Here is a 19,691-nt window from a genome sequence, read left to right as displayed (position 1 = left end):
ACTTATTGTTGCAGATTGTTCAATTTCATTTCCAGGTCTGTTTCATCCATGCAGAGTACGTCACGCGCCTTGCTTCCTTGAGTGGGGCCAACAATTCCAGCTTTTTCCAGTTGGTCCATGATACGCCCCGCACGGTTATAGCCGATAGAGAACTTGCGTTGGATTAATGAGGTAGAGCCTTGCTGGTGAATCACGACCAGTCTGGCTGCATCTTCAAACATAGGGTCTAACCGGTTCATGTCTACTTCGCCAACGCTGCTTTCACTCTCTTCGCCTACATATTCGGGCAACATGAATGCGGTGGTGTATCCTTGTTGTTTACTGATGTAATTGGCTATTTTTTCCACTTCAGGAGTATCCACGAATGCACATTGCACACGTACCGGATCATTACCTTGCAAGTAAAGCATATCTCCCTTACCAATCAGCTGTTGTGCTCCCGAACGGTCCAGAATAGTACGTGAGTCCATCATGGCAGCTACACGGAAGGCAACACGTGCCGGGAAGTTAGCTTTGATAGTACCGGTAATAATGTTCGTTGTCGGACGCTGGGTCGCGATAATGGCATGTATGCCTACTGCACGTGCCAACTGGGCGATACGGCAGATAGGTAATTCCACTTCCTTACCCGCAGTCATAATCAGGTCACCGAACTCATCAATGATAATCACTATGTAAGGCATGAAGCGGTGTCCTTTTTCCGGATTCAACTGCCGGTTGATGAATTTCGCGTTATATTCCTTAATATTACGGCAACCGGCTTTACGCAGCAAGTCGTATCGGCTGTCCATCTCTATACATAGTGAGTTCAAGGTTTGTACCACTTTGGTAACATCGGTGATAATCGCGTCTTCTCCATCCGGCAGCTTGGCCAGAAAATGCTTCTCAATCGGAGCATAGATAGCGAACTCCACCTTCTTGGGGTCTACAATTACAAACTTAAGTTCTGCCGGATGCTTCTTATATAATAAAGAGGTCACGATGGCATTCAATCCTACGGACTTACCCTGTCCGGTAGCGCCGGCTACCAACATGTGGGGGGCTTTTGCCAAGTCCACCATAAAGACTTCGTTCGTAATGGTCTTGCCTAATGCCACAGGCAGCTCATAGGTGGTTTCTTGGAACTTTTTGCTGTTCAGGATGGATTTCATCGGTACAATGCGCGGATTGGCATTCGGAACCTCAATACCGATAGTGCCTTTGCCCGGTATCGGAGCAATGATGCGGATACCCAGTGCCGACAAACTTAATGCGATATCATCCTCCAAGTTCCTGATTTTAGAGATACGTACCCCCTCTGCCGGAGTAATTTCGTATAATGTGATGGTAGGACCTACACTTGCCTTGATGGAACTGATTTCAATACCGAAGCTACGTAAAACCTTGATGATGCGGTCTTTGTTGGCGTTTTGCTCTTCCATGTCAATATTAGGACCATCATCTTCATATTCATTTAGCAAATCCAGACTAGGGAATTTGTAGTTTTCCAAATCCAGACGAGGGTTGTATGGTGGAAGTACGGGACCTTTGTACGCCTCGTCTTCTTCATTTGTTTCTTCACTGATTGAAAAATCAGGTTCATCTGTATTTTCAACTTCCTCTTCTTCGTTTGTGTAGGCAGGTTCTTCTATCACTGCCGGTTCGGTAACCTGCTTGCTCTCAAAAGGGAAGGGCACTTGTTCTTCCACTTCCTCTTCTTTCTTTGTCGGTTGTTCTAATTCGAAATCTACGATAGCAGGACCGGGATTAGAGAATTCTTTCCTGGATTCTTCCTTCCGGGGAGCTTCTTTAATCGGATTTTCTTCAGTTGCAGAAATTGTTTGATCCTCTTTTTTCTTTCGTCTGAAGCTGGGACGCAGTGCTTTACGGATAACCAGTATGGTTTCGTTACTTAAATAGATAAAGAACAATAGTGCCGCTATGAACAGCAATAATCCCAAACCTGGAATCCCAATTTGTGAAATCAGCCAATTGCTTACATTATGTCCGTGCAATCCCCCCGGATAGATAAAACTATCCCCAAAGGTGCCGTCAAAAATAAATCCCAATGTGATAGAGAACCAGATGAGCAGGATAGAACAGGACATAAACCATTTCCAGATACGGAACTGGTAAGCTTTCATTAATTTCATACCCACTACGGCCAGGAATAAAATGATAAAATAAGCAGCTAAGCCGAAACATTCGTTTATAAGGAATTCGGCAAGTTGTGCACCGCGTGCTCCGGCGTAATTTTTTACATGATTGGCGGTTTGCATCAGTTCACCCGGCTGCTGATTATCCAAAATACTTTGGTCGGCGGCCCCCGTAAAGAAGAAAGAGGTAAATGCCAGTAACAGATAAACTGCAAAAATTACACTGATCAATCCGATTACAAAATGTGTGGTTTCGTTCTTTAAAAAAGCGGAGAATCGTTTGGTAGATACCTTTTTAGGCTCTGTCTCCTTATCTGATTTTTTCTTTGCCATAGGTCTTCGTTCTATTTATTATTTCGCAAATGTACATGAAAAACATTAATTATTGCCTTATTTAATCTCTTTTTTCTTAACTTTGCGATTCAATTTTAATGTTTATGGAAAAGTACAGTCAGGTGATATTTGACAAAAATACAGTAGAGTTTGTAACGGTAGCCGCCGAATTTTGTGGCTTTCTGGAACGTGCCCGTGATATGAAACGCTATGACTTTGTAGATACCGCCTTAAAAATACTTCCGTTGCTTTATTTGAAAGCGACTTTGTTGCCTCCGTGTGAGCCGATAGGAGAGGACGAACCCGAAACCTTCGTTACCGAAGAAGATTATGAACTGATACGTAGGGCTATAGCCGGTGTGTTAGGAGCCAAGGATGATTATCTGGAAGTGTTCTTGCCGGATATGGTGTACAGTGACACGCCCATCAAAAAATGTATTTCAGAGGATTTGGCAGATATCTATCAGGATTTGAAGGACTTTATCAGTGTGTTCCAACTGGGCCTGAATGAAACGATGAACGATTCTTTAGTGGTCTGCAAGGAACATTTCAGAGAGTTTTGGGGACAACGGCTGGTAAACACTATGCGTGCTTTGCATGATGTGAAGTACAGCCCTGCCGATGATGGCGAGGAGGAAGAAATGGAAGATGAGAATTCATTATTATGAAACAAATAAAGAAAACGATTACTAAAGCCGAGATAGCAGCAATGCCCAAGGTGCTTTTTCCGGGACGCATCTTCGTGATTTATACCGAGAGTGAGGCCGAAAAAGCGGTAGCCTATTTGAAAGATCAACGCATAGTGGGAGTGGATACGGAAACACGCCCTTCTTTTAAACGCGGTACTACCCATAAGGTAGCTTTGTTGCAAATATCTACGCAAGATACCTGTTTCTTGTTTCGCCTGAACCGGATAGGTATGCCCGATTCTCTGCAAGAGTTTTTGATGAGCGATACCTTGAAGATAGGTTTGTCTCTGAAAGACGATTTTAACTCGTTGCGGAAACGTGAGGATGTGCATCCCGACCGGGGAAACTGGATAGAGTTACAGGACTATGTAGGACGATTCGGCATAGCTGACCGGAGTCTGCAAAAAATCTTCGCCAATTTGTTTGGCCAGAAGATTTCAAAAAGCCAGCGTCTTTCCAATTGGGAGGCGGAGGTGCTCAGCGAGGGACAGAAACTATATGCAGCCACGGATGCGTGGGCTTGTGTGGAAATTTACAATTGCCTGACGGAATTGGAACGTACGGGCGGTTATGAGATAACAGAGGAAGAACCAATAGAAACAACAGTAAATACAAATGGCTTATAAGAAAGTATACCTGAAACCGGGTAAGGAAGAGTCGTTAAAGCGTTTTCATCCGTGGGTATTCTCCGGAGCTATCCAGCGCATTGAGGGAGAACCCGAAGAAGGCGAGATAGTGGATGTGTACACTTCGAAGAAAGAGTTTATAGCTTGCGGGCATTTCCAGATAGGAAGTATTGCCGTGCGCGTGCTCTCTTTCAAGGAAGGTGAGATTGATCATGAATTTTGGAAGTATAAACTGGAAGTGGCATACGATTTGCGCCGCAGTTTGGGTTTGGCCGGTAATCCTGCAAACAATACTTACCGTCTGGTTCATGGCGAAGGAGACAACTTGCCGGGCTTGATTATTGATGTATATGATCATACAGCTGTGATGCAGGCACATTCGGCCGGAATGCATGTTTACCGTATGGAGATAGCCGATGCCTTGTCCGAGGTGATGGGGGATGTAGTCCGGAACATTTATTATAAATCAGAAACCACATTGCCTTTCAAGGCGGATTTGGGACCGGAGAATGGTTTTATCAAGGGGGGAAGCTCCGAAAACATAGCGATGGAATACGGCTTGAAATTCCATGTGGATTGGCTGAAAGGTCAGAAAACAGGCTTTTTTGTGGATCAGCGTGAGAACCGCCATTTGTTGGAGCGTTATGCCAAAGGGCGTAATGTATTGAATATGTTCTGCTATACAGGAGGCTTCTCTTTCTATGCCATGCGTGGAGGCGCGAATCTGGTACATTCGGTAGACAGTTCGGCAAAAGCTATTGATCTTACCAATATGAACGTGGAATTAAATTTTCCGGGTGATACCCGTCATAAGGCGTATGCTGAGGATGCTTTTAAATACCTGGATCGTATGGGGGATCAATATGATTTGATAATTCTTGACCCTCCTGCATTTGCCAAACACAAGGATGCTCTCCGCAATGCATTGCGCGGCTATACGAAATTGAACGCTAAAGCATTTGAGAAAATCAAACCGGGAGGCATTCTGTTTACTTTCTCTTGTTCGCAGGTGGTGGATAAGGTGAATTTCCGTAATGCGGTATTTACAGCTGCCGCACAAAGCGGACGTAGTGTGCGTATTCTGCATCAATTGACCCAGCCGGGAGATCACCCCGTAAATATTTACCATCCTGAAGGAGAGTATTTGAAAGGGCTGGTGTTGTATGTGGAATAATTTGATTGGTTTGTATAATCATATATAGTACAAAGGCGTTTTTACAGAATTTGAAACTGTAAAAGCGCCTTTAAAATTTAAATGATGTTAATTGAAAGCAAATAATTGTAGTGTTATTATGTTTGATAACATAAAACTACTTATCTTTGCACTGTGTTTTTCATGGTATTAGATTTAAGGTTAATGAAGATTGGGTGTCTGGGATAGATACCCTTCTTTTTTTATATATGATATAGGCCGTTTTTTTAGGCTTCTTCTTCCTGAAAAAAAGATTTGCTCTGTTTTTTCTTCCACTTCTTACATTTTCTCTTTTGGGGTGACAGCCCTCTGTTGGTTCTTCTTCAATGCTGTCGGCATAGTTTGTTCTGCCTGGGTTTAAAGCTTTATATACGCTCTCCTAAGTCTTTTCGGGCTGATGATTAAGGGGATTTGTACGGTTATGTAGTACAGACTCCGGCAGTGGACTGTACAGTCGCCTATAGTAGACTGTATAGTCTATTCCAATCGTCTGTACAGTCCACTGCCGGAGTCTGTATTAGGTGGCTGGAAGAAAAAGCTTAATGTAACAGAAGAAAATGCTTAGATGGCGGGTTATAACATCTTGGTAATTATAGTGTTGGTATAAACATGAAAGTAGTATAAATGGGTTGCCTCAATCATGAAGCTCACGGTGGCGCGTTATATAGAAACAGGAGGTGCTGAAGTAGTTTCTGATATATTTTAACTGTGCCAGTACAGGATATAACTTTCGTGGCCGCAGATGGAACTTTTGTTGGTAGTGTGGATTGATGAACCATAATTGTCTGTCGGTTATTTCGTATCCATACTTTTCAGCAAGTTGTTCAAAGGTGTCTATGGTCATGCGGCAGCGTTTGATGTCTGATAATTCTTCAATACATGATGGTGTTTCATGGAAACATTTGAGCAGAAACCGATAGAGTATACCGGGACATAAATGAATGAAAGGGAGAGAGGAGACGAACCGGTTGTGGCAAATTTGCTGATGTCCGCCAAATGGCATTTGCCAAGACGGGAATCCCCAGAATATGATGCCTCCCTTAGCTAGAAGAGGAGAGAGGCAACGGAAGAATTCTTCTTTGTTACTGATGTGTTCAATAACATCGTGTATCAGGATGAGCTGGTAACGGGAAGCTGAGGAAAAGTTGAAGAAATCCGTTGTGGTGAATTCTCCTTTGTAGCCGGAGGCGGCGAAGAAGGTTTCTGCCTGGTGTATGCGACTGGCTGCACGGTCTATTCCTGTTACCTTGCAGCCTAGTTCGGCAAAGGGAAGCAGGTTGCCTCCTTCTCCGCAACCTATTTCCAGTATGTGGGTGGAAGGGCTGAGGGAGATAAATTGTTTCACATAGTCTATATAGAAACTACGGGACGTATTCGCTAGCTCGTTAAAATAACATTGTCTGTCTTTATGTCTTTTTTGCATGGTTGTTTTTTATCTTATAGATACAAGGATGGACAAAAGACTGCATGAAGTTTCCTTAATAATTCCAGCGCACCCCCAATTGCAGGTTGAAATGGAGCGGGTGTTTGTCACGTATGGTGTTTTTAAAGCTGCCGTCCTTGAAATAAAAAACTGTTCCGGGCTCAATGAAAGCACCTAGGGTGGGATTTATATTATATTGTATTCCCAATGCGGCGTGTATGGAGAATTGGAACGGTTTTATTTTCAGATTCTCTGTACTGGAATAGATTTTCTCTTTCTGAACGATGAAATCTTGTTCCAGTTTACCCGAAACGGATTTGTCTATTGTGCCTCCTCCTGTGGCATAAAAGGAAAAGGTGCGGGTGGTATAAAGCCGGCGGTCTAATTTCACAGACAAGCCTATGTAGTGGAGCTTTTGTCGTTTAACCCACTTGGAATCTTCTCCTATGGAACTCTCGGACGACAGATAGGTGTATTGCAGTCCCGCGCTGACCCCCCAGTGCCTGCTTATAGATTTACGGAGCGAAAGCTCAATGCTGACGGGGAGATTATAATGGGTATATTCTGTCATGGGCCGTCCCGTGTTGTCATTTGCTATTTGTAGTAGAGCTTCGTAAGCTTGTGCATCGGGAAAGTCCGATGGATATTCCTGCAAATAGTCTTTGAAGTCACTCCAATACATAATTTCATCCTTATGAGAACTCCCTATGTCTCCCCGGGAAAAAGTTTTGTTTATGAAGCCGGTACTTGCTCCGTTATTGCCGGCAGATATGGCAAGTGCCAAAGTATATCCGGAACGCTTATACGGTAATGCAAAGTGCTTGTGTCCGGAAGGGCGCTTGTGTACAGATTCTGTATCCCGGATTGTATCTTGTACCGGGGGCATACATTCTGTTTCTATATTATTTGCCGTATCGGTGTGGATACTTGTTTGGATTGGCGGCCTTGTCAAGGAAGCTGTCCTTGATTTTGTCCTGTCCTGTAACAGTTTGTTTTCAGGCATAATAGAAGGGCTGCCTGTAATGCTTCTTGGCTGGTATGCCGGTAAGGATACAACAGGTGAGGATGCTTTATGTATTTCTGTCTGTAAAAAATAAAAAGTAGTGGCAAAAGGTATGAATATCAAGAAGAAAACGGCTGCTATACGCATCGTTTTCATCCTTCTTCTCTTATGTAGATAGGGAGTGAAAAATTCCGTTTGAAAATGATTCCAATCATTTCCTGGGAGTGGCTTTTCGTATTCGTTAACCCGTTGTTTCAAGTGGTCTATCCACGGTTCTTCTTCCTGTTTCATAATGATTGTCGAGTTAAGTATTCTTTAATTTTCTGAGCAAGTATACATTTGCGCGGTACAGTTGTGAGGAGGATGAATGTTCGTTAATGCCTAATGTCTTCGCAATCTCCTTATGAGGCATTTCCTCGAATACGGCCAAGTTCAGTATGGTGCGATAGCCTGTCGGTAATTCAGCTATGAATTTCATCAGGGTTTCAATAGGAATTGAAATCATATCTTCTTCGTCCACAGGTTGCATGTTTTCTTCCAGGTCATCTACAGAAAGGAAAGAGCTGTTTTTCTGTTTGCGGAGATGGTGCAAGGAGGTGGTTACCATGATACGGGTGATCCAGGATCTGAATCCATGCAGGTCGGTGGCATGTAGCTGGCCGATGGCGGAAAACACTTTGACGAATCCATCGTGCATGACGTCCAGTGCCGAATCTTCGCCTACATAGCGATAGCACACTCCATACATTTGGCGGGAGAAGAGCCTGTATATGGTTTCCAAAGCTTCCCGCTTTCCGGCTTTACATCCCTCTATTAGTTCTGTGTCATTCATTCTTCTTTTGTCATGTTATTATATGAAGATACAGGAGAGGGTAAAAGACTGCATGGAAACAGAAGTTTTTCTGAAAATAAATGTAAAAAGAAGATAATTGTCTGCATTTGTTAGGTTAAAACAAAACAGATGAAAAATATGAGAATACAACTTTATGCAACACTGGCTTGCTTTCTTTTAACTTTGGTCACAACTTACGGGCAGGGCTGAAAACCTTATGTGGAAGCAGGGATGAATGATTGTATGGCGAACGTTTCATTGTTTATAATCCGTACTGCATATGGTTCGGAAGCGGAAAAGATAAATCTGCTTGCAGGATTGTTGCAGAAGGCAGGATTACAAGGCGAGATTAAGGTTGCCTGTGGAGTGGAAGCACTAGGTCGTTTGTTTGGGCTTAAGCGTTATCAGTCAGTTGTTTATGGATTTTCTATCATAGCGGGGCAGACAGGAATATCAGCCTGTCAATACGCTGGATGGTAAAAAGATGGTTTTGAAAGAGAGGAAGCGACAGGGTAAAAATTGGTTGAAATGGTTGAAAAGTTGGTCATCCTTTGAAAAAGGGAAGGCCGGCTTTTCTTATTTTCCATCGGAGGATTTACATTTGTGGTATTTAAAACCTATAAAATGAATGATATGAAAGGAAAACAGGGTCTGGTTTGTATGGGCTTGTTGCTGGTGCTCTCTTCTTGTCACACCGGTAAGCAAATCACAGCTTCTGGATTACAGCGGAAGGATTTTCAAACAGAAGTGAATGGGCAGCATACCGATTTATTTACATTGAGCAACAAGCAGGGAATGGAGGTCTGTATCACAAACTATGGGGCACGGGTGGTTTCTATCCTTGTCCCCGACAGAAATGGAAAACGGGAGGATGTGGTGTGCGGATTTTCCACGATTACTGAATATATGGAGCAACGGCAGAATTTTGGTTCTACGGTGGGGCGTTATATAGGACGTATTCTGAATGCGCGTTTCACGCTGGATGGAGTAGAGTATAAGCTGGTCCCTAACAATGGGAAGTCCGGGCATATATCACATGGAGGGAATCCCGGTTTTGCCGATAGAATATGGAAAGTGGAGCAGGCAGATACACATAGGGTCCGTCTGTCTTATCTCTCTCCTGATGGAGAAAATGGTTTCCCCGGAAACCTGAAAGTGACGTTGGTCTATAGTCTTGGTGAGGATGATAATGCGTTGGATTTGACATACGAGGCAACTACGGATGCACCCACGGTACTTAATCTTTCCCATCATTCTTTTTTTAATATTTCGGGAAATTTTACGAAAAGCGTGGAGGACCAGCAACTTTGGGTAGACGCAGATCGTTTTACTCCATACGATGATAAGAAATGTGTTACAGGAGAATATCTTCCGGTGGCCGGTACTCCCCTTGATTTTCGTATGCCGCATACTATCGGAGAATGTATAGATGCGGATCATCCCCAATTGAAGGTGGTAAACGGATATGATCATACTTGGGAATTGAATACGAAAGGAGATGATACAAGGCCGGCTGCCTGGGTGTATGATCCAGCAAGCGGGCGTAAGATGGAGATCTTCACCACCGAGCCGGGAATGCAAATTTATACCGGTAATGGACTGAAAGGAAAAATGACAGGTAAAGGGGGGATAGCTTATCCTTTCCGTTCGGCGGTATGTTTCGAAACGATGCATTTTCAAGATAGCCCCAACCAGCCCGGATTTCCTAGTACTGTACTCCGTCCGGGAGAGGTCTTTCGTAGTCATACGGTTTATAAGTTTGAATAATTGGTGCATCCGTCAACTGGCTGATGTGCCAATTAGCGGTGCTATATATGCCCATACGGTTATTGGTATATTGGTAAATTGACATGTCAGCAAATTTTTTTTTCATTTTGATGTAACGTTTCCCTACCTCTATGTGTCATACTGGTGAACATGGAACAAAATAGATTTGAAATAGAGGCAAAACGAATGCGGCCGGCTTTGTTAAGAATGGCTATCCGTTATTTGGAAAACTCCGACGAGGCAGAAGATGCAGTGCAAGATGCACTGTTGAAACTTTGGTTTCTTCGTGACCGTCTGGACCAATACCGCAGCGTGGATGCATTGGCTATTGTTATAACCAAGCATTTGTGCATCAACCGTCTGCGAGGCACTCGGATAGAGAAAGTCGATTTGGAGCAGGGCATCAGCATTGGTGGAGGTGAAAATCCTGAAATGAAACTGGTAGAGGAAGAGAATATGCAGGAGATACTGGAAGTAATAGGTACTTTGCCTGACTTGCAACAGTCTATTCTCCGCATGAAGCACCTGGAAGGTTTCGAAGTAGAGGAGATAGCCCGTCTCACAGGAAGTACGCCGGTGGCGGTACGAACCAATTTGTCGAGAGCTAGAAAAAGAGTAAAAGAACAATTTATGATACACAGTAAGGTATGGAATTAGATAAGAGGAATATAGAAGAATACATTAACCGTTTCCTGGAAGGGGAGACCACGAATGCCGAGGAGCAGGCTATTTATCGCTTCTTCCATACAGGGGATGTACCTTCTCATCTGATGGGATATGCTCCGATGTTTGCCTGGTATGAGGGAGGTATGCAGGGAGAACCGGGTATGTCGCAGCCAGACGGTCAGGAGGAGGTTGCCGGAGGGAAGAGATCGGAAAAGATACCGGTGGTTGGAAAAGAAGGCTTTTATCAGCGTATTCCGGTAGCTGTCTGGAGTGCCGGTATAGCGGCAATGATGGTCATTGCGCTGGGGTTAGGCTTGATTTTCTATTCGGAGAACCAAGCAGGCGGAAGTGGTGAATGGTCGTGCTACGAAGGTAGTTATGTGGAAGTGGGAGGCAAGCGAATTTCGGATGTGAAACAGATTATGCCTTGTATTATTGAAACACTGGAAGAGGCGGAACGGGTGGAGAAACTGGCTCAGGAGCGTGTGGAGGAAATTTGTCGTTCCGAGAAAGAGATAGAAGAAAAGGAATTATTGGTAAGCGAATAAAAAACATAAAAAAAATAAGATATGAAAACAAGATTTATTTTAGGAAGTGCATTGGCGGCTGTTTTGCTGATGTGGGGTGGAACAGGTAAGGTTATGGCCCAGAAGAATATTGATAAAATGGCGGCGGAACTGGAAAAACGGGATGATGTGGCTATCAATTCTGTAACGAAACGTGACCCTAAAACCCGCAAAGTGGTGAAGGTGGTGAAAAGTTTCTCGTTAAAGGATGAGAATATAGGTGCAAGGTTGATTGAGGCTTTCGAGAAGGATGAGGAATATGCCGAAACTGCCATCAAGGATATGCCGAAGGGAAGAGGCAAGGCGCAGAAAGCGAATTTTACGTTCATTTATAAGACGGATAATGAGAAACGTACTTACACCCTTAATGTCAAAGAAAGCGGAAGTGTAAGCATGACCGTCATTATCAGTCCGATGAAGGATGGGCAAGAAGTGGGTTCTGTTGTCCTTGACCCGGAATATTGGGATTCGTTCAATGAGCAGATGGCCGAATTAGGGAATAATCTAAGGGATTCCGGTATAGAGGTGCGCCAAATGAGTCGGGAAGAGATGGAGAAGATGCAGGAAACTATCCGCCAGTCATTGAAAGGACTGGATGCTTATGCCATAGCTGAATAGATGATGGCATTATTTTTCACGAACACAAGATAATAAAACACTCTCTTTTGGTTAGATTACAAAAACTTTTTAATTGTCTTGCCTTTCCGGAAGTTGTGAAACTGCCGGAAAGGCTTTGTTTTTTAAGATGAATCTCCATGAAAAATCGAATTGTTTTATATCTTTGCAAGTAATATAAAAAACACACATTAAAGAAGAAAGATGAAAAACGAAATTACCGGAATGAGACTCAGACTGATAGTCATGAACTTCTTGCAGTTTGCCGTATGGGGGGCTTATCTTACTTCCATGGGGACGTATTTGTTTAATATTGGCTTGGGGGCCAAGATAGGTCTGTTTTACGCCATGCAGGGGATTGTTTCCTTGTTTATGCCTGCCATAATGGGAATTATTGCCGACAGGTGGGTGCCTGCTCAAAAATTATATGGTTTCTGTCATTTTATGGCTGCCGTGTTTATGGTGGCTGCCGGGTGGTATGGCTATGTGGATGGTGAAGCGGTTAATTTCGGTACTTTGTTTACATTTTATTCTCTTAGTGTAGCTTTTTATATGCCAACATTGGCTTTGACAAATTCGGTAGCCTATACCGCACTGGATAAAGTAAAACTGGACCCTGTCATCGCTTTTCCTCCCATCCGTATTTTCGGAACGATTGGTTTCATCTGCTCCATGTTGCTGACGGATATCTTGGGATTCCAAAATAATTATATGCAGTTTTTTTCTTGTGCTTGCTTTGGAGTGATACTGGCGGTTTATGCGCTTACTTTGCCTGAGTGTCCTGTAAGTCGTGGTGGAGAACAGAAATCGTTGGTAGATGCTATGGGATTACGGGCGTTTACACTGTTCAAACAGAAAAAGATGGCTATTTTCTTTATATTTTCTATGTTGTTGGGGGTTTCTTTACAGATAACCAACGGTTTTGCCAATCCGTTTCTCAGCAGTTTCAAGGGAGTTCCGGAGTATGCCGATACGTTTGGAGTGAATCATGCCAATGCATTGATATCTTTGTCGCAGGTGTCGGAAACATTGTGTATCTTATTAATACCGTTTGTGTTGAAGCATTTCGGAATCAAGCGTGTTATGCTGATAGCCATGTTGGCATGGGTACTTCGTTTCGGATTGTTCGGACTGGGGAATCCTGGGCCGGGTGTCTGGATGTTTGTACTGTCCATGATTGTGTATGGGGTGGCTTTCGACTTCTTCAACATTTCTGGTTCGTTGTTTGTTAACAATGAAACTGATTTATCCATCCGTTCCAGTGCTCAGGGATTGTTCGTGATTATGACAAATGGTATTGGCGCTACGGTGGGAACGTTGGGAGCTCAGGCAGTGGTAAATCGTTTTGTTGATATGAACAGCAGTGCTCCGCAGATGGAGGGATGGAGCATGACATGGTTTGTCTTTGCGGGATATGCCTTGGCGGTTGCGGTATTGTTTGCTGTCATATTCAAGTATAAGCATCGTCCCGGGCAAGTTTGATAAATTATTTTTTGACCGTTTCCGATGTAGACGGGAATGGTGGAAGGAAAGTTAAATTATGGATGAAATAGAATTGAAGGTACATGATATGTCCTCTACATTGCAGCCGGCGGATGCATATGCGTTGGTGTTGGAAGAAGTGAACGGCAACCGTAAGCTGCCTATTATTATCGGTTCGTTGGAGGCGCAGGCTATTAAGGTGGTAATGATGGGCTATAAGATGCCCAGACCATTGACGCACGATCTTTTTCTGACGGTGACCAAAGAGTTGGGGACTGCTTTAAAGAAAGTATTGATATATAAGGTAAAGGATGGAGTCTATTATTCCTATCTGTTTTTGGAAAAGGAAGGTGAGGTATTTAAAATAGACTCACGTACTTCCGATGCGATTGCGTTGGCTATGCGTTGCGGGTGTCCTGTCTATACTACTGATGAGATTATGGAAAGTGAGCAATTGCATGAAGTTGGGAGTACGGCATTTTCTGTCAATGTAAATACAGTTGATGTGGTGATGCTGAAAGAAGCATTGTCAAAGGCTATAGAAGAAGAGAATTATGAGCAGGCATCCCGTTTGCGTGATGAGATAAAACGACGGGAACAAGAGGAGGAGAATACAATAGCTTGATATATAAATTGAAAAAACAAGAAGAACTATGCATGTTTTTTATACCCCTGATATAGCGAGTAACCTTGAGCTTCCGGAAGAGGAAGCAGGACATTGTTTACGGGTTTTGCGCCTTTCCATAGGCGATGAGATTATGTTGACCGATGGGAAAGGTTGTTTTTACAAAGCTGTAATCAGTGCTGCAAGCGGTAAACGTTGCCAAGTGAAGGTAACGGAAACGATTCCGCAGGAAAAAGGGTGGAACGGTTGGTTGCATATTGCCATGGCTCCCACTAAAAATATGGATCGTACTGAATGGTTTACAGAGAAAGCGACTGAAATAGGCTTTGATGAACTGTCTTTCCTGAACTGCCGTTATTCCGAACGGAAAGTAATCAAGAAGGAACGTATTGAAAAGATTCTGGTATCGGCAGTGAAACAATCGTTGAAGGCGACTATGCCGGTGCTGAATGAAATGACGGACTTTAATAAGTTTGTTTCACGGGATTTTAAAGGGCAGAAGTTCATCGCCCATTGCTATGAAGGGGAAAAACCTTTGTTGAAAGATATATTGCGTTCCGGAGAAGATGCTTTGGTGATGATAGGTCCGGAAGGAGATTTTAGCGAGGAAGAAGTGGCTAAGGCTATAGCGGCGGGTTTTCAGCCTGTCAGTTTGGGAAAGTCCCGTCTTCGCACGGAAACAGCTGCATTGGTAGCCTGTCATACGCTGAATTTATTAAACCAAAAATAAGAATATGAGAAAAGGTATTTGGGGATTTGCACTCGTAGCGATAGTGCTGCTTATGGCTTCTTGTTCGTCTGAAAGTGAGTATGCCAACGCTATTCCTAAGGATGCGGCAATGGTTATGTCATTCGATTTCAAGACGATGGCGGAGAAGAGCGGCATAAACGGTAAAGGAGGAGAAAAGGTTGTGGCCAAACTGACGGACGCATTGAAAAGCGGTTTGGAGGGTGAAGCTTACAAGACTGCCGAGAAGATTATTCAAAATCCGTCTGAATCGGGCTTGTCTTTTACCGATAAGGTGTATATGTTCATCACTCCTCATTCTAATGCTTTTGCTTTATTGGCGAAAGTGGATGATGAAGGTAAAGTGGAAGCTTTGCTGGAGGCATTAAAGAATGAGCAGATATGTACGGAGTTGAAAAGTGAAAGCGGATGTACATGGACACAGATGGGTACGGCGCTGTGCGCTTTTAATAAGGGGACTTTCTTATTGATGGGTAGTAATAAAGGAGATGCCCTCAGTTTGAAAGGAAGTTTGCTTTCATTGATGCGTCAGGATGCTGAAAACAGCTACGTAAAGACTACAGACTTTGGTAAGTTGGCTTCGGCAAAAGGTGAAGTCGTTACAGTGATGAATATGTCGTTCATTCCTAATGATATTACCATGCAGATGCGTATGGGAATGCCTGCCGATTTGAAACTGGAAGATATCAAATATCTGGTTTCCGCCACTTTCGAAAAAGGCAAAATTGTAGTGGACGTGGAGACTTTGATTGAAAACAAGGATTTGATTGCTATGTATGAAAAACAGTCGGCTGCTTCCTCATGTATTAAAGGAGCCTGTTTAGAGTATTTCCCTGCCAATACGTTGGTTTGGGCAGGAGGTAATATCAATGGAAAGGGTATTTATGATTTGCTTTGCGAAAATCCTACCATCAGGCAAGCGTTGGATAATTCGATGTTACCAATAGATATTGAAGGTATATTCTCTTCTATTCATGGAGATGTTGCGGTTGGCTATAATTCCTTGTCGAATAATGACTTGCTGATTTATGCTGATGTAACGAATAAAGACTTTTTGCAGTCCTTCGAAGACCTGAAACCTTTGTTGGCTATGACCGGTGGGCAGATGCAGTTGAACTCTACGGGTAAAGACCAATACGAGTTCCGTATGTATCGCCAAAGCATTTGGTTTGGTGTGAAGGACAATCTGCTTTATATCTCGAACAATGAAAGACTGGCAGATGAGGCAGGCCGCCGTTACGGAGTTTCTTTGCAGAATACTCCTTGGGCCGGACAGGTGACAAAGAACCGTTTCTTTATGGCGTTCAATGCGGCGCAGCTGGTGAAGGATGTTCAGGAGAATCCCCGGTTAACCCGTATGCTGGGCAGCGATGCCGCCATGTTCAATGCCATCCTGGGACCTTGCGACTATATGGATGTGATGGCTCCCGATTGGAAAAGCGCCCAAATGAATATTGTTATGAAAGATAAAGAGGTCAACGTGCTACAGTTGATTGTACGTGGATTGGAGAATTTATGAACACTATAGAATTACAACAGACCCTCCCTGCCGTTTTTGCAGGGAGGGATTCTATTATATCTGATGTCTGGCATCAGTCGTTGACTCTGAAGCGTGGAGAAGCTTATTTGGTGGAGGCAGCGTCCGGTACAGGAAAATCATCGCTTTGCAGCTACGTATACGGATACCGTAACGACTATCAAGGTATCATCTGTTTTGACGGGAAAAATATTCGTACGCTTTCGGTGCGCGACTGGGTGGAGATTCGGAAATGTTCCATCAGTATGTTGTTTCAGGAATTACGTTTGTTTACAGAACTGACAGCGTGGGAGAATGTGCAGTTGAAGAATTCGCTGACCGGATTTAAATCTAAGAAAGAAATCAAGGCTTGGTTTGAACAGTTCGGCATTGCCGATAAATGGGATACGCCAATAGCTAAAATGTCTTTCGGACAACAGCAGCGTGTTGCGTTGGTCCGCGCCCTTTGCCAACCTTTTGATTTTATTTTTCTGGATGAACCTATCAGCCATCTGGATGAGGAGAATGGACGGATTATGTCCCGGATATTGGTGGAGGAAGCGGATAGACAGGGGGCAGGTATCATTGTGACCTCTATCGGCAAGCATTTGGAGTTGAACTACACAAAAACGTTGAAGCTATGAGGTTGGTCTGGAAATTATTACGTCAGCATATCAGCTTTTCACAATTGGCGGGTTTTTTCTTTGCCAATCTGTGCGGTATGGTCATTGTGTTGCTGAGTGTTCAGTTTTATAAAGATGTGTTGCCGGTTTTTACAGAAGGTGACAGTTTCATGAAGAAAGACTATGTGATAGTAAGCAAGAAAGTGAGCACATTGGGTTCTTTTGTCGGTAAAAGCAAGACTTTTTCCGAACAAGACATTGCTGAAATCAGCGAACAGCCGTTTACCAAAGGGGTAGGGGCTTTTATCCCTTCCCAATTTAAAGTGTCGGCAGGCATGGGGATGGAGAACGTGGGATTGCACATGTCTACAGCCATGTTCTTTGAGTCTGTTCCCGATGAGTATGTGGATGTGAACCTGGATAAATGGGAGTTTGATGAATATGAACGGGTCGTTCCTATTATCATCCCCCGTAATTATCTGAATCTGTATAACTTCGGTTTTGCACAAAGCCGGAGCCTGCCGCAATTGTCGGAAGGGGTGATGGGTATGGTTAATTTGGATATACGTATTACCGGTGTGGGGCGTACGGAAAACTTTAAAGGAAAAATAGTTGGTTTCTCTAATCGTCTGAATACGATTCTTGTTCCGGAAACATTTATGACGTGGGCCAACAATGAGTTTGCCCCGGGGCAGAAAAGCGAACCGTCACGACTGATTGTTGAAGTGAACAATCCTACGGACGACCGTATTGCCAGATTCTTTAAAGACAAGGGATATGATACGGAAGATGACAAGTTGGATGCGGGAAAGACTACCTGGTTCTTGAAAGTGATTATAGGAATTGTGCTTTCTGTAGGTTTGCTTATCAGTGTGCTCTCTTTCTATATTTTGATGCTCAGTATTTATTTGTTACTGCAAAAGAATACATCCAAGTTAGAGAATCTGTTATTGATAGGTTACAGTCCGGCTAAGGTGGCGCTCCCTTATCAAATGCTGACATTGGCACTCAATGCTGTGGTGCTGTTTTTATCAGTGGGAATTGTGATTTATGTGCGGAGTAACTATATGGATATGATAGGAAAGTTATTCCCACAATTGGAAGAAGGAAATTTAGGACCGGCCTTGGTTATAGGTGTTTTGCTTTTTGTGGGTGTATCCTTATTTAATATAGTAGCGGTACGTCGTAAAGTGGCATCTATATGGATGCATAAAGGTTGATAATAGTTATGGTATCTCAGACAGAATTTACGCTTCGTCCCCGTACCAGGGGATTTCACCTGATTACTGATGAAGTGGTACGCAATTTGCCGCCACTTCCCCAAACAGGTTTGCTTTATTTGTTCATCAAACATACTAGTGCGGCATTAAGTATCAATGAAAATGCCGATCCGGATGTCCGTACGGATATGGAATCTATTTTTAATCATTTGATAAAGGAACGTGAGCCTTATTACGAACATACTTTAGAAGGTTGGGATGACATGCCTGCTCATGCAAAAGCAACAATTATAGGCGTCAGCCTCACTATTCCTATTACAGAAGGTCGGTTGAATATGGGTATTTGGCAGGGAATTTACCTTTGTGAGTTCCGCAACCATGGAGGTGGTCGTAAAATTGTAGCTACTGTAATGGGGGAATAACTTTTTCAGATGTTCATCCGGGTTATTATTTATTTAAAAAAATAGATTAATTCCACTTTAATCAGAACTCTTTTTTTAACTTTGTACCAATTCTTGAAAACAGATGAAAATTCATTTGAAAACAAGAAGGAACATATATAATTAAGAGCGTTTAAAATATTACCTTGTCTTAGAAAATCCCCAATTTTCAAAGCTGCACAAGTGTAATACAACAAGCGCTCACGTCTTGTGTTTATACTCCTTAACAGGATTAGTATATTCATAAAGACGTGGGACACTGTTGTTATTATTTGTGCAGCTGGTATGGGGATACCTCTAAGGCAGATAAAATATTAAGCAGGTCCCACGTCTCTTTTTTATGTCTGTACCATAAAAATGAACGGATAAAACTAGCCTGAGTGATGAAAATTATTGTTTGGAATTCGCAGGATAAATGTGTGGCTGATTATCATAAATTGATAAGAGGCTGCGATGTGTTGTGCCTGTTGGATTGCGGGCAATGGACGGTTCCGGTGTATGCACTTCAGATACAGAATGGTCTGTTTCACTGGAAAGATGAGCATGAAGGCCTTTCCTATGATATATTTTATTGCTTGGAGAAGGTGGCGTTTATATGTCGGGATGGTTTGTACAGCGGAGAATCTGTTCTATATAGCATTCATTCCAATATAGGATCTTTGGTAGGTATTCGTTTGCAGGATGATTTTTGGCTGTTTGCCAACCATGAGTCTAATCGGAGCAATGCCTGTCATATAGGTGAGTTTTATTTGCGTGAAATCTCAGATCGTTTCAGAAAGGCAGCTTTTGTAGCCGATTTTAAGGAAAAGTCTTATTCTTGGGCACAGGAAACGATAGGTAGATTATATTGTATCGCTCCTCCCAAAGGATACCATCCGCATACCATCAATTATTTATTTACCATTCATGTGGCCTGTACGGATTTCTATTTGTTGGAAGGCTATAGTAGGGCTTCCAATCAGCCTACTTTCTTTAAATTGGAAATTTAATATGTTTCGGATTATAATTTTTCACTTTTTCCTTTGATAATAAAAGAATTAGTGTATATTTGCGCATGAACAGTAACATTTTATAAGGAATTTACGTTATGGGCAGAGAACTTATATTTGACCGGTTTTCGCAGCAGGCTCTCCAGACCTTGCACCGGTATCGTGCCGTTATGTTCAGTCCTACGATGCTCATGTCTTTGG

19 protein-coding genes and 1 pseudogene are annotated in these 19,691 nt (G+C 43.0%); 16 read left to right on the top strand and 4 right to left on the bottom strand.

The genetic code is table 11. From position 1 onward, the window contains the following. Positions 1–2: 2 nt before the first annotated feature. Entirely contained in the window at positions 3–2,468 is a 2,466-nt protein-coding gene (locus AB5062_RS14355; RefSeq protein WP_005839358.1) for a DNA translocase FtsK, read from the bottom strand. Positions 2,469–2,572: 104 nt separating this feature from the next. Between AB5062_RS14355 and AB5062_RS14350 the strand changes: the two genes are divergently transcribed. Genes AB5062_RS14350 through AB5062_RS14340 form a run of 3 tightly spaced genes read left to right on the top strand, consistent with a single transcriptional unit; the run spans position 2,573 to position 4,957 of the window. Beyond that, positions 2,573–3,136, top strand: coding sequence for a DUF5063 domain-containing protein (locus AB5062_RS14350; protein ID WP_005839356.1), 564 nt, complete (start codon positions 2,573–2,575; stop codon positions 3,134–3,136). Continuing rightward, positions 3,133–3,783 (top strand): 3'-5' exonuclease, encoded by a 651-nt coding sequence (locus tag AB5062_RS14345; RefSeq protein WP_005851745.1) that lies wholly within the window; start codon positions 3,133–3,135, stop codon positions 3,781–3,783. The genes AB5062_RS14350 and AB5062_RS14345 overlap by 4 nt, the downstream gene beginning before the upstream one ends. Beyond that, on the top strand, positions 3,773–4,957 hold the full coding sequence (locus AB5062_RS14340; protein WP_032952412.1) for a class I SAM-dependent rRNA methyltransferase: 1,185 nt from the start codon (positions 3,773–3,775) through the stop codon (positions 4,955–4,957). Before AB5062_RS14345 ends, AB5062_RS14340 begins: the two co-directional genes overlap by 11 nt. 652 nt (positions 4,958–5,609) lie before the next feature. Here AB5062_RS14340 and AB5062_RS14335 read toward each other — a convergent pair. The 3 genes and pseudogenes from AB5062_RS14335 to AB5062_RS14325 all read right to left on the bottom strand — a co-directional run bounded on the left by AB5062_RS14335 (position 5,610) and on the right by AB5062_RS14325 (position 8,233). Continuing rightward, entirely contained in the window at positions 5,610–6,398 is a 789-nt protein-coding gene (locus AB5062_RS14335; protein ID WP_032952411.1) for a bifunctional 2-polyprenyl-6-hydroxyphenol methylase/3-demethylubiquinol 3-O-methyltransferase UbiG, read from the bottom strand. Between the two features lie 55 nt (positions 6,399–6,453). Beyond that, positions 6,454–7,692, bottom strand: coding sequence for an autotransporter outer membrane beta-barrel domain-containing protein (locus tag AB5062_RS14330; protein ID WP_032952409.1), 1,239 nt, complete (start codon positions 7,690–7,692; stop codon positions 6,454–6,456). Further along, a pseudogene (locus tag AB5062_RS14325) lies at positions 7,689–8,233 on the bottom strand (RNA polymerase sigma factor). Before AB5062_RS14325 ends, AB5062_RS14330 begins: the two are co-directional and overlap by 4 nt. A 231-nt stretch (positions 8,234–8,464) precedes the next feature. On the opposite strand from AB5062_RS14325, the gene AB5062_RS14320 reads away from it, so the two are divergent. The 13 genes from AB5062_RS14320 (at position 8,465) to AB5062_RS14260 (ending at position 19,490) form a co-directional block, all read left to right on the top strand. Continuing rightward, positions 8,465–8,713, top strand: coding sequence for a hypothetical protein (locus AB5062_RS14320; protein ID WP_169757486.1), 249 nt, complete (start codon positions 8,465–8,467; stop codon positions 8,711–8,713). 153 nt (positions 8,714–8,866) lie between these two features. Beyond that, positions 8,867–10,000, top strand: a complete 1,134-nt coding sequence (locus tag AB5062_RS14315) for an aldose epimerase family protein (RefSeq protein ID WP_032952432.1) — start codon at positions 8,867–8,869, stop codon at positions 9,998–10,000. Between the two features lie 186 nt (positions 10,001–10,186). Further along, positions 10,187–10,657: an RNA polymerase sigma factor gene (locus tag AB5062_RS14310; RefSeq protein WP_049764385.1), complete on the top strand. Its 471-nt coding sequence runs from the start codon at positions 10,187–10,189 to the stop codon at positions 10,655–10,657. After that, complete coding sequence (locus tag AB5062_RS14305; RefSeq protein ID WP_008669490.1) at positions 10,648–11,214, top strand: hypothetical protein; 567 nt, start codon at positions 10,648–10,650, stop codon at positions 11,212–11,214. The genes AB5062_RS14310 and AB5062_RS14305 overlap by 10 nt, the downstream gene beginning before the upstream one ends. A 21-nt stretch (positions 11,215–11,235) precedes the next feature. Beyond that, entirely contained in the window at positions 11,236–11,850 is a 615-nt protein-coding gene (locus AB5062_RS14300) for a DUF5024 domain-containing protein (RefSeq protein WP_005839337.1), read from the top strand. A 201-nt stretch (positions 11,851–12,051) separates the two neighbouring features. Further along, a complete protein-coding gene (locus AB5062_RS14295) occupies positions 12,052–13,329 on the top strand; it encodes an MFS transporter (protein ID WP_012055782.1) in 1,278 nt (425 codons plus the stop codon). A 58-nt stretch (positions 13,330–13,387) separates the two neighbouring features. Beyond that, positions 13,388–13,954 carry a bifunctional nuclease family protein gene (locus AB5062_RS14290; protein WP_005839333.1) on the top strand — a complete coding sequence of 189 codons (567 nt, stop codon included), beginning with the start codon at positions 13,388–13,390 and terminating at the stop codon, positions 13,952–13,954. Positions 13,955–13,982: 28 nt separating this feature from the next. Beyond that, the gene (locus AB5062_RS14285) at positions 13,983–14,684 is read left to right on the top strand and encodes a 16S rRNA (uracil(1498)-N(3))-methyltransferase (protein WP_005839331.1); all 702 of its coding nucleotides are present in this window, start codon (positions 13,983–13,985) and stop codon (positions 14,682–14,684) included. Between the two features lie 4 nt (positions 14,685–14,688). After that, positions 14,689–16,221: a DUF4836 family protein gene (locus tag AB5062_RS14280; protein ID WP_016270504.1), complete on the top strand. Its 1,533-nt coding sequence runs from the start codon at positions 14,689–14,691 to the stop codon at positions 16,219–16,221. Further along, complete coding sequence (locus tag AB5062_RS14275; RefSeq protein ID WP_005851731.1) at positions 16,218–16,862, top strand: ATP-binding cassette domain-containing protein; 645 nt, start codon at positions 16,218–16,220, stop codon at positions 16,860–16,862. The genes AB5062_RS14280 and AB5062_RS14275 overlap by 4 nt, the downstream gene beginning before the upstream one ends. After that, positions 16,859–18,061, top strand: coding sequence for a hypothetical protein (locus tag AB5062_RS14270; RefSeq protein ID WP_005839325.1), 1,203 nt, complete (start codon positions 16,859–16,861; stop codon positions 18,059–18,061). Before AB5062_RS14275 ends, AB5062_RS14270 begins: the two co-directional genes overlap by 4 nt. Positions 18,062–18,069: 8 nt before the next feature. Further along, positions 18,070–18,483, top strand: a complete 414-nt coding sequence (locus AB5062_RS14265) for a secondary thiamine-phosphate synthase enzyme YjbQ (RefSeq protein WP_005839323.1) — start codon at positions 18,070–18,072, stop codon at positions 18,481–18,483. 401 nt (positions 18,484–18,884) lie between these two features. Beyond that, positions 18,885–19,490, top strand: a complete 606-nt coding sequence (locus tag AB5062_RS14260; protein WP_008669498.1) for a hypothetical protein — start codon at positions 18,885–18,887, stop codon at positions 19,488–19,490. The last annotated feature ends 201 nt before the right edge of the window (positions 19,491–19,691 follow it).

The sequence above is a fragment of the Phocaeicola sp. RTP21359st1_B8_RTP21360_211022 genome (assembly GCF_040911965.1).
In the GTDB taxonomy this organism is placed as follows: domain Bacteria; phylum Bacteroidota; class Bacteroidia; order Bacteroidales; family Bacteroidaceae; genus Phocaeicola; species Phocaeicola vulgatus.
The sequence above is the reverse complement of the archived record's forward strand: the minus strand, read 5'-3'. Positions and strand labels throughout refer to the sequence as shown.

Bases quoted from the DNA above. Each gene is read 5' to 3' on its own strand.
- AB5062_RS14265 (WP_005839323.1), top strand. From the start codon at position 18,070: ATGGTATCTCAGACAGAATTTACGCTTCGTCCCCGTACCAGGGGATTT.
- AB5062_RS14270 (WP_005839325.1), top strand. From the start codon at position 16,859: ATGAGGTTGGTCTGGAAATTATTACGTCAGCATATCAGCTTTTCACAA.
- AB5062_RS14275 (WP_005851731.1), top strand. From the start codon at position 16,218: ATGAACACTATAGAATTACAACAGACCCTCCCTGCCGTTTTTGCAGGG.
- AB5062_RS14300 (WP_005839337.1), top strand. From the start codon at position 11,236: ATGAAAACAAGATTTATTTTAGGAAGTGCATTGGCGGCTGTTTTGCTG.
- AB5062_RS14335 (WP_032952411.1), bottom strand. From the start codon at position 6,398: ATGCAAAAAAGACATAAAGACAGACAATGTTATTTTAACGAGCTAGCG.
- AB5062_RS14290 (WP_005839333.1), top strand. From the start codon at position 13,388: ATGGATGAAATAGAATTGAAGGTACATGATATGTCCTCTACATTGCAG.
- AB5062_RS14350 (WP_005839356.1), top strand. From the start codon at position 2,573: ATGGAAAAGTACAGTCAGGTGATATTTGACAAAAATACAGTAGAGTTT.
- AB5062_RS14285 (WP_005839331.1), top strand. From the start codon at position 13,983: ATGCATGTTTTTTATACCCCTGATATAGCGAGTAACCTTGAGCTTCCG.
- AB5062_RS14320 (WP_169757486.1), top strand. From the start codon at position 8,465: ATGAATGATTGTATGGCGAACGTTTCATTGTTTATAATCCGTACTGCA.
- AB5062_RS14340 (WP_032952412.1), top strand. From the start codon at position 3,773: ATGGCTTATAAGAAAGTATACCTGAAACCGGGTAAGGAAGAGTCGTTA.
- AB5062_RS14315 (WP_032952432.1), top strand. From the start codon at position 8,867: ATGAAAGGAAAACAGGGTCTGGTTTGTATGGGCTTGTTGCTGGTGCTC.
- AB5062_RS14260 (WP_008669498.1), top strand. From the start codon at position 18,885: ATGAAAATTATTGTTTGGAATTCGCAGGATAAATGTGTGGCTGATTAT.
- AB5062_RS14310 (WP_049764385.1), top strand. From the start codon at position 10,187: ATGCGGCCGGCTTTGTTAAGAATGGCTATCCGTTATTTGGAAAACTCC.
- AB5062_RS14330 (WP_032952409.1), bottom strand. From the start codon at position 7,692: ATGAAACAGGAAGAAGAACCGTGGATAGACCACTTGAAACAACGGGTT.
- AB5062_RS14280 (WP_016270504.1), top strand. From the start codon at position 14,689: ATGAGAAAAGGTATTTGGGGATTTGCACTCGTAGCGATAGTGCTGCTT.
- AB5062_RS14355 (WP_005839358.1), bottom strand. From the start codon at position 2,468: ATGGCAAAGAAAAAATCAGATAAGGAGACAGAGCCTAAAAAGGTATCT.
- AB5062_RS14295 (WP_012055782.1), top strand. From the start codon at position 12,052: ATGAAAAACGAAATTACCGGAATGAGACTCAGACTGATAGTCATGAAC.
- AB5062_RS14345 (WP_005851745.1), top strand. From the start codon at position 3,133: ATGAAACAAATAAAGAAAACGATTACTAAAGCCGAGATAGCAGCAATG.
- AB5062_RS14305 (WP_008669490.1), top strand. From the start codon at position 10,648: ATGGAATTAGATAAGAGGAATATAGAAGAATACATTAACCGTTTCCTG.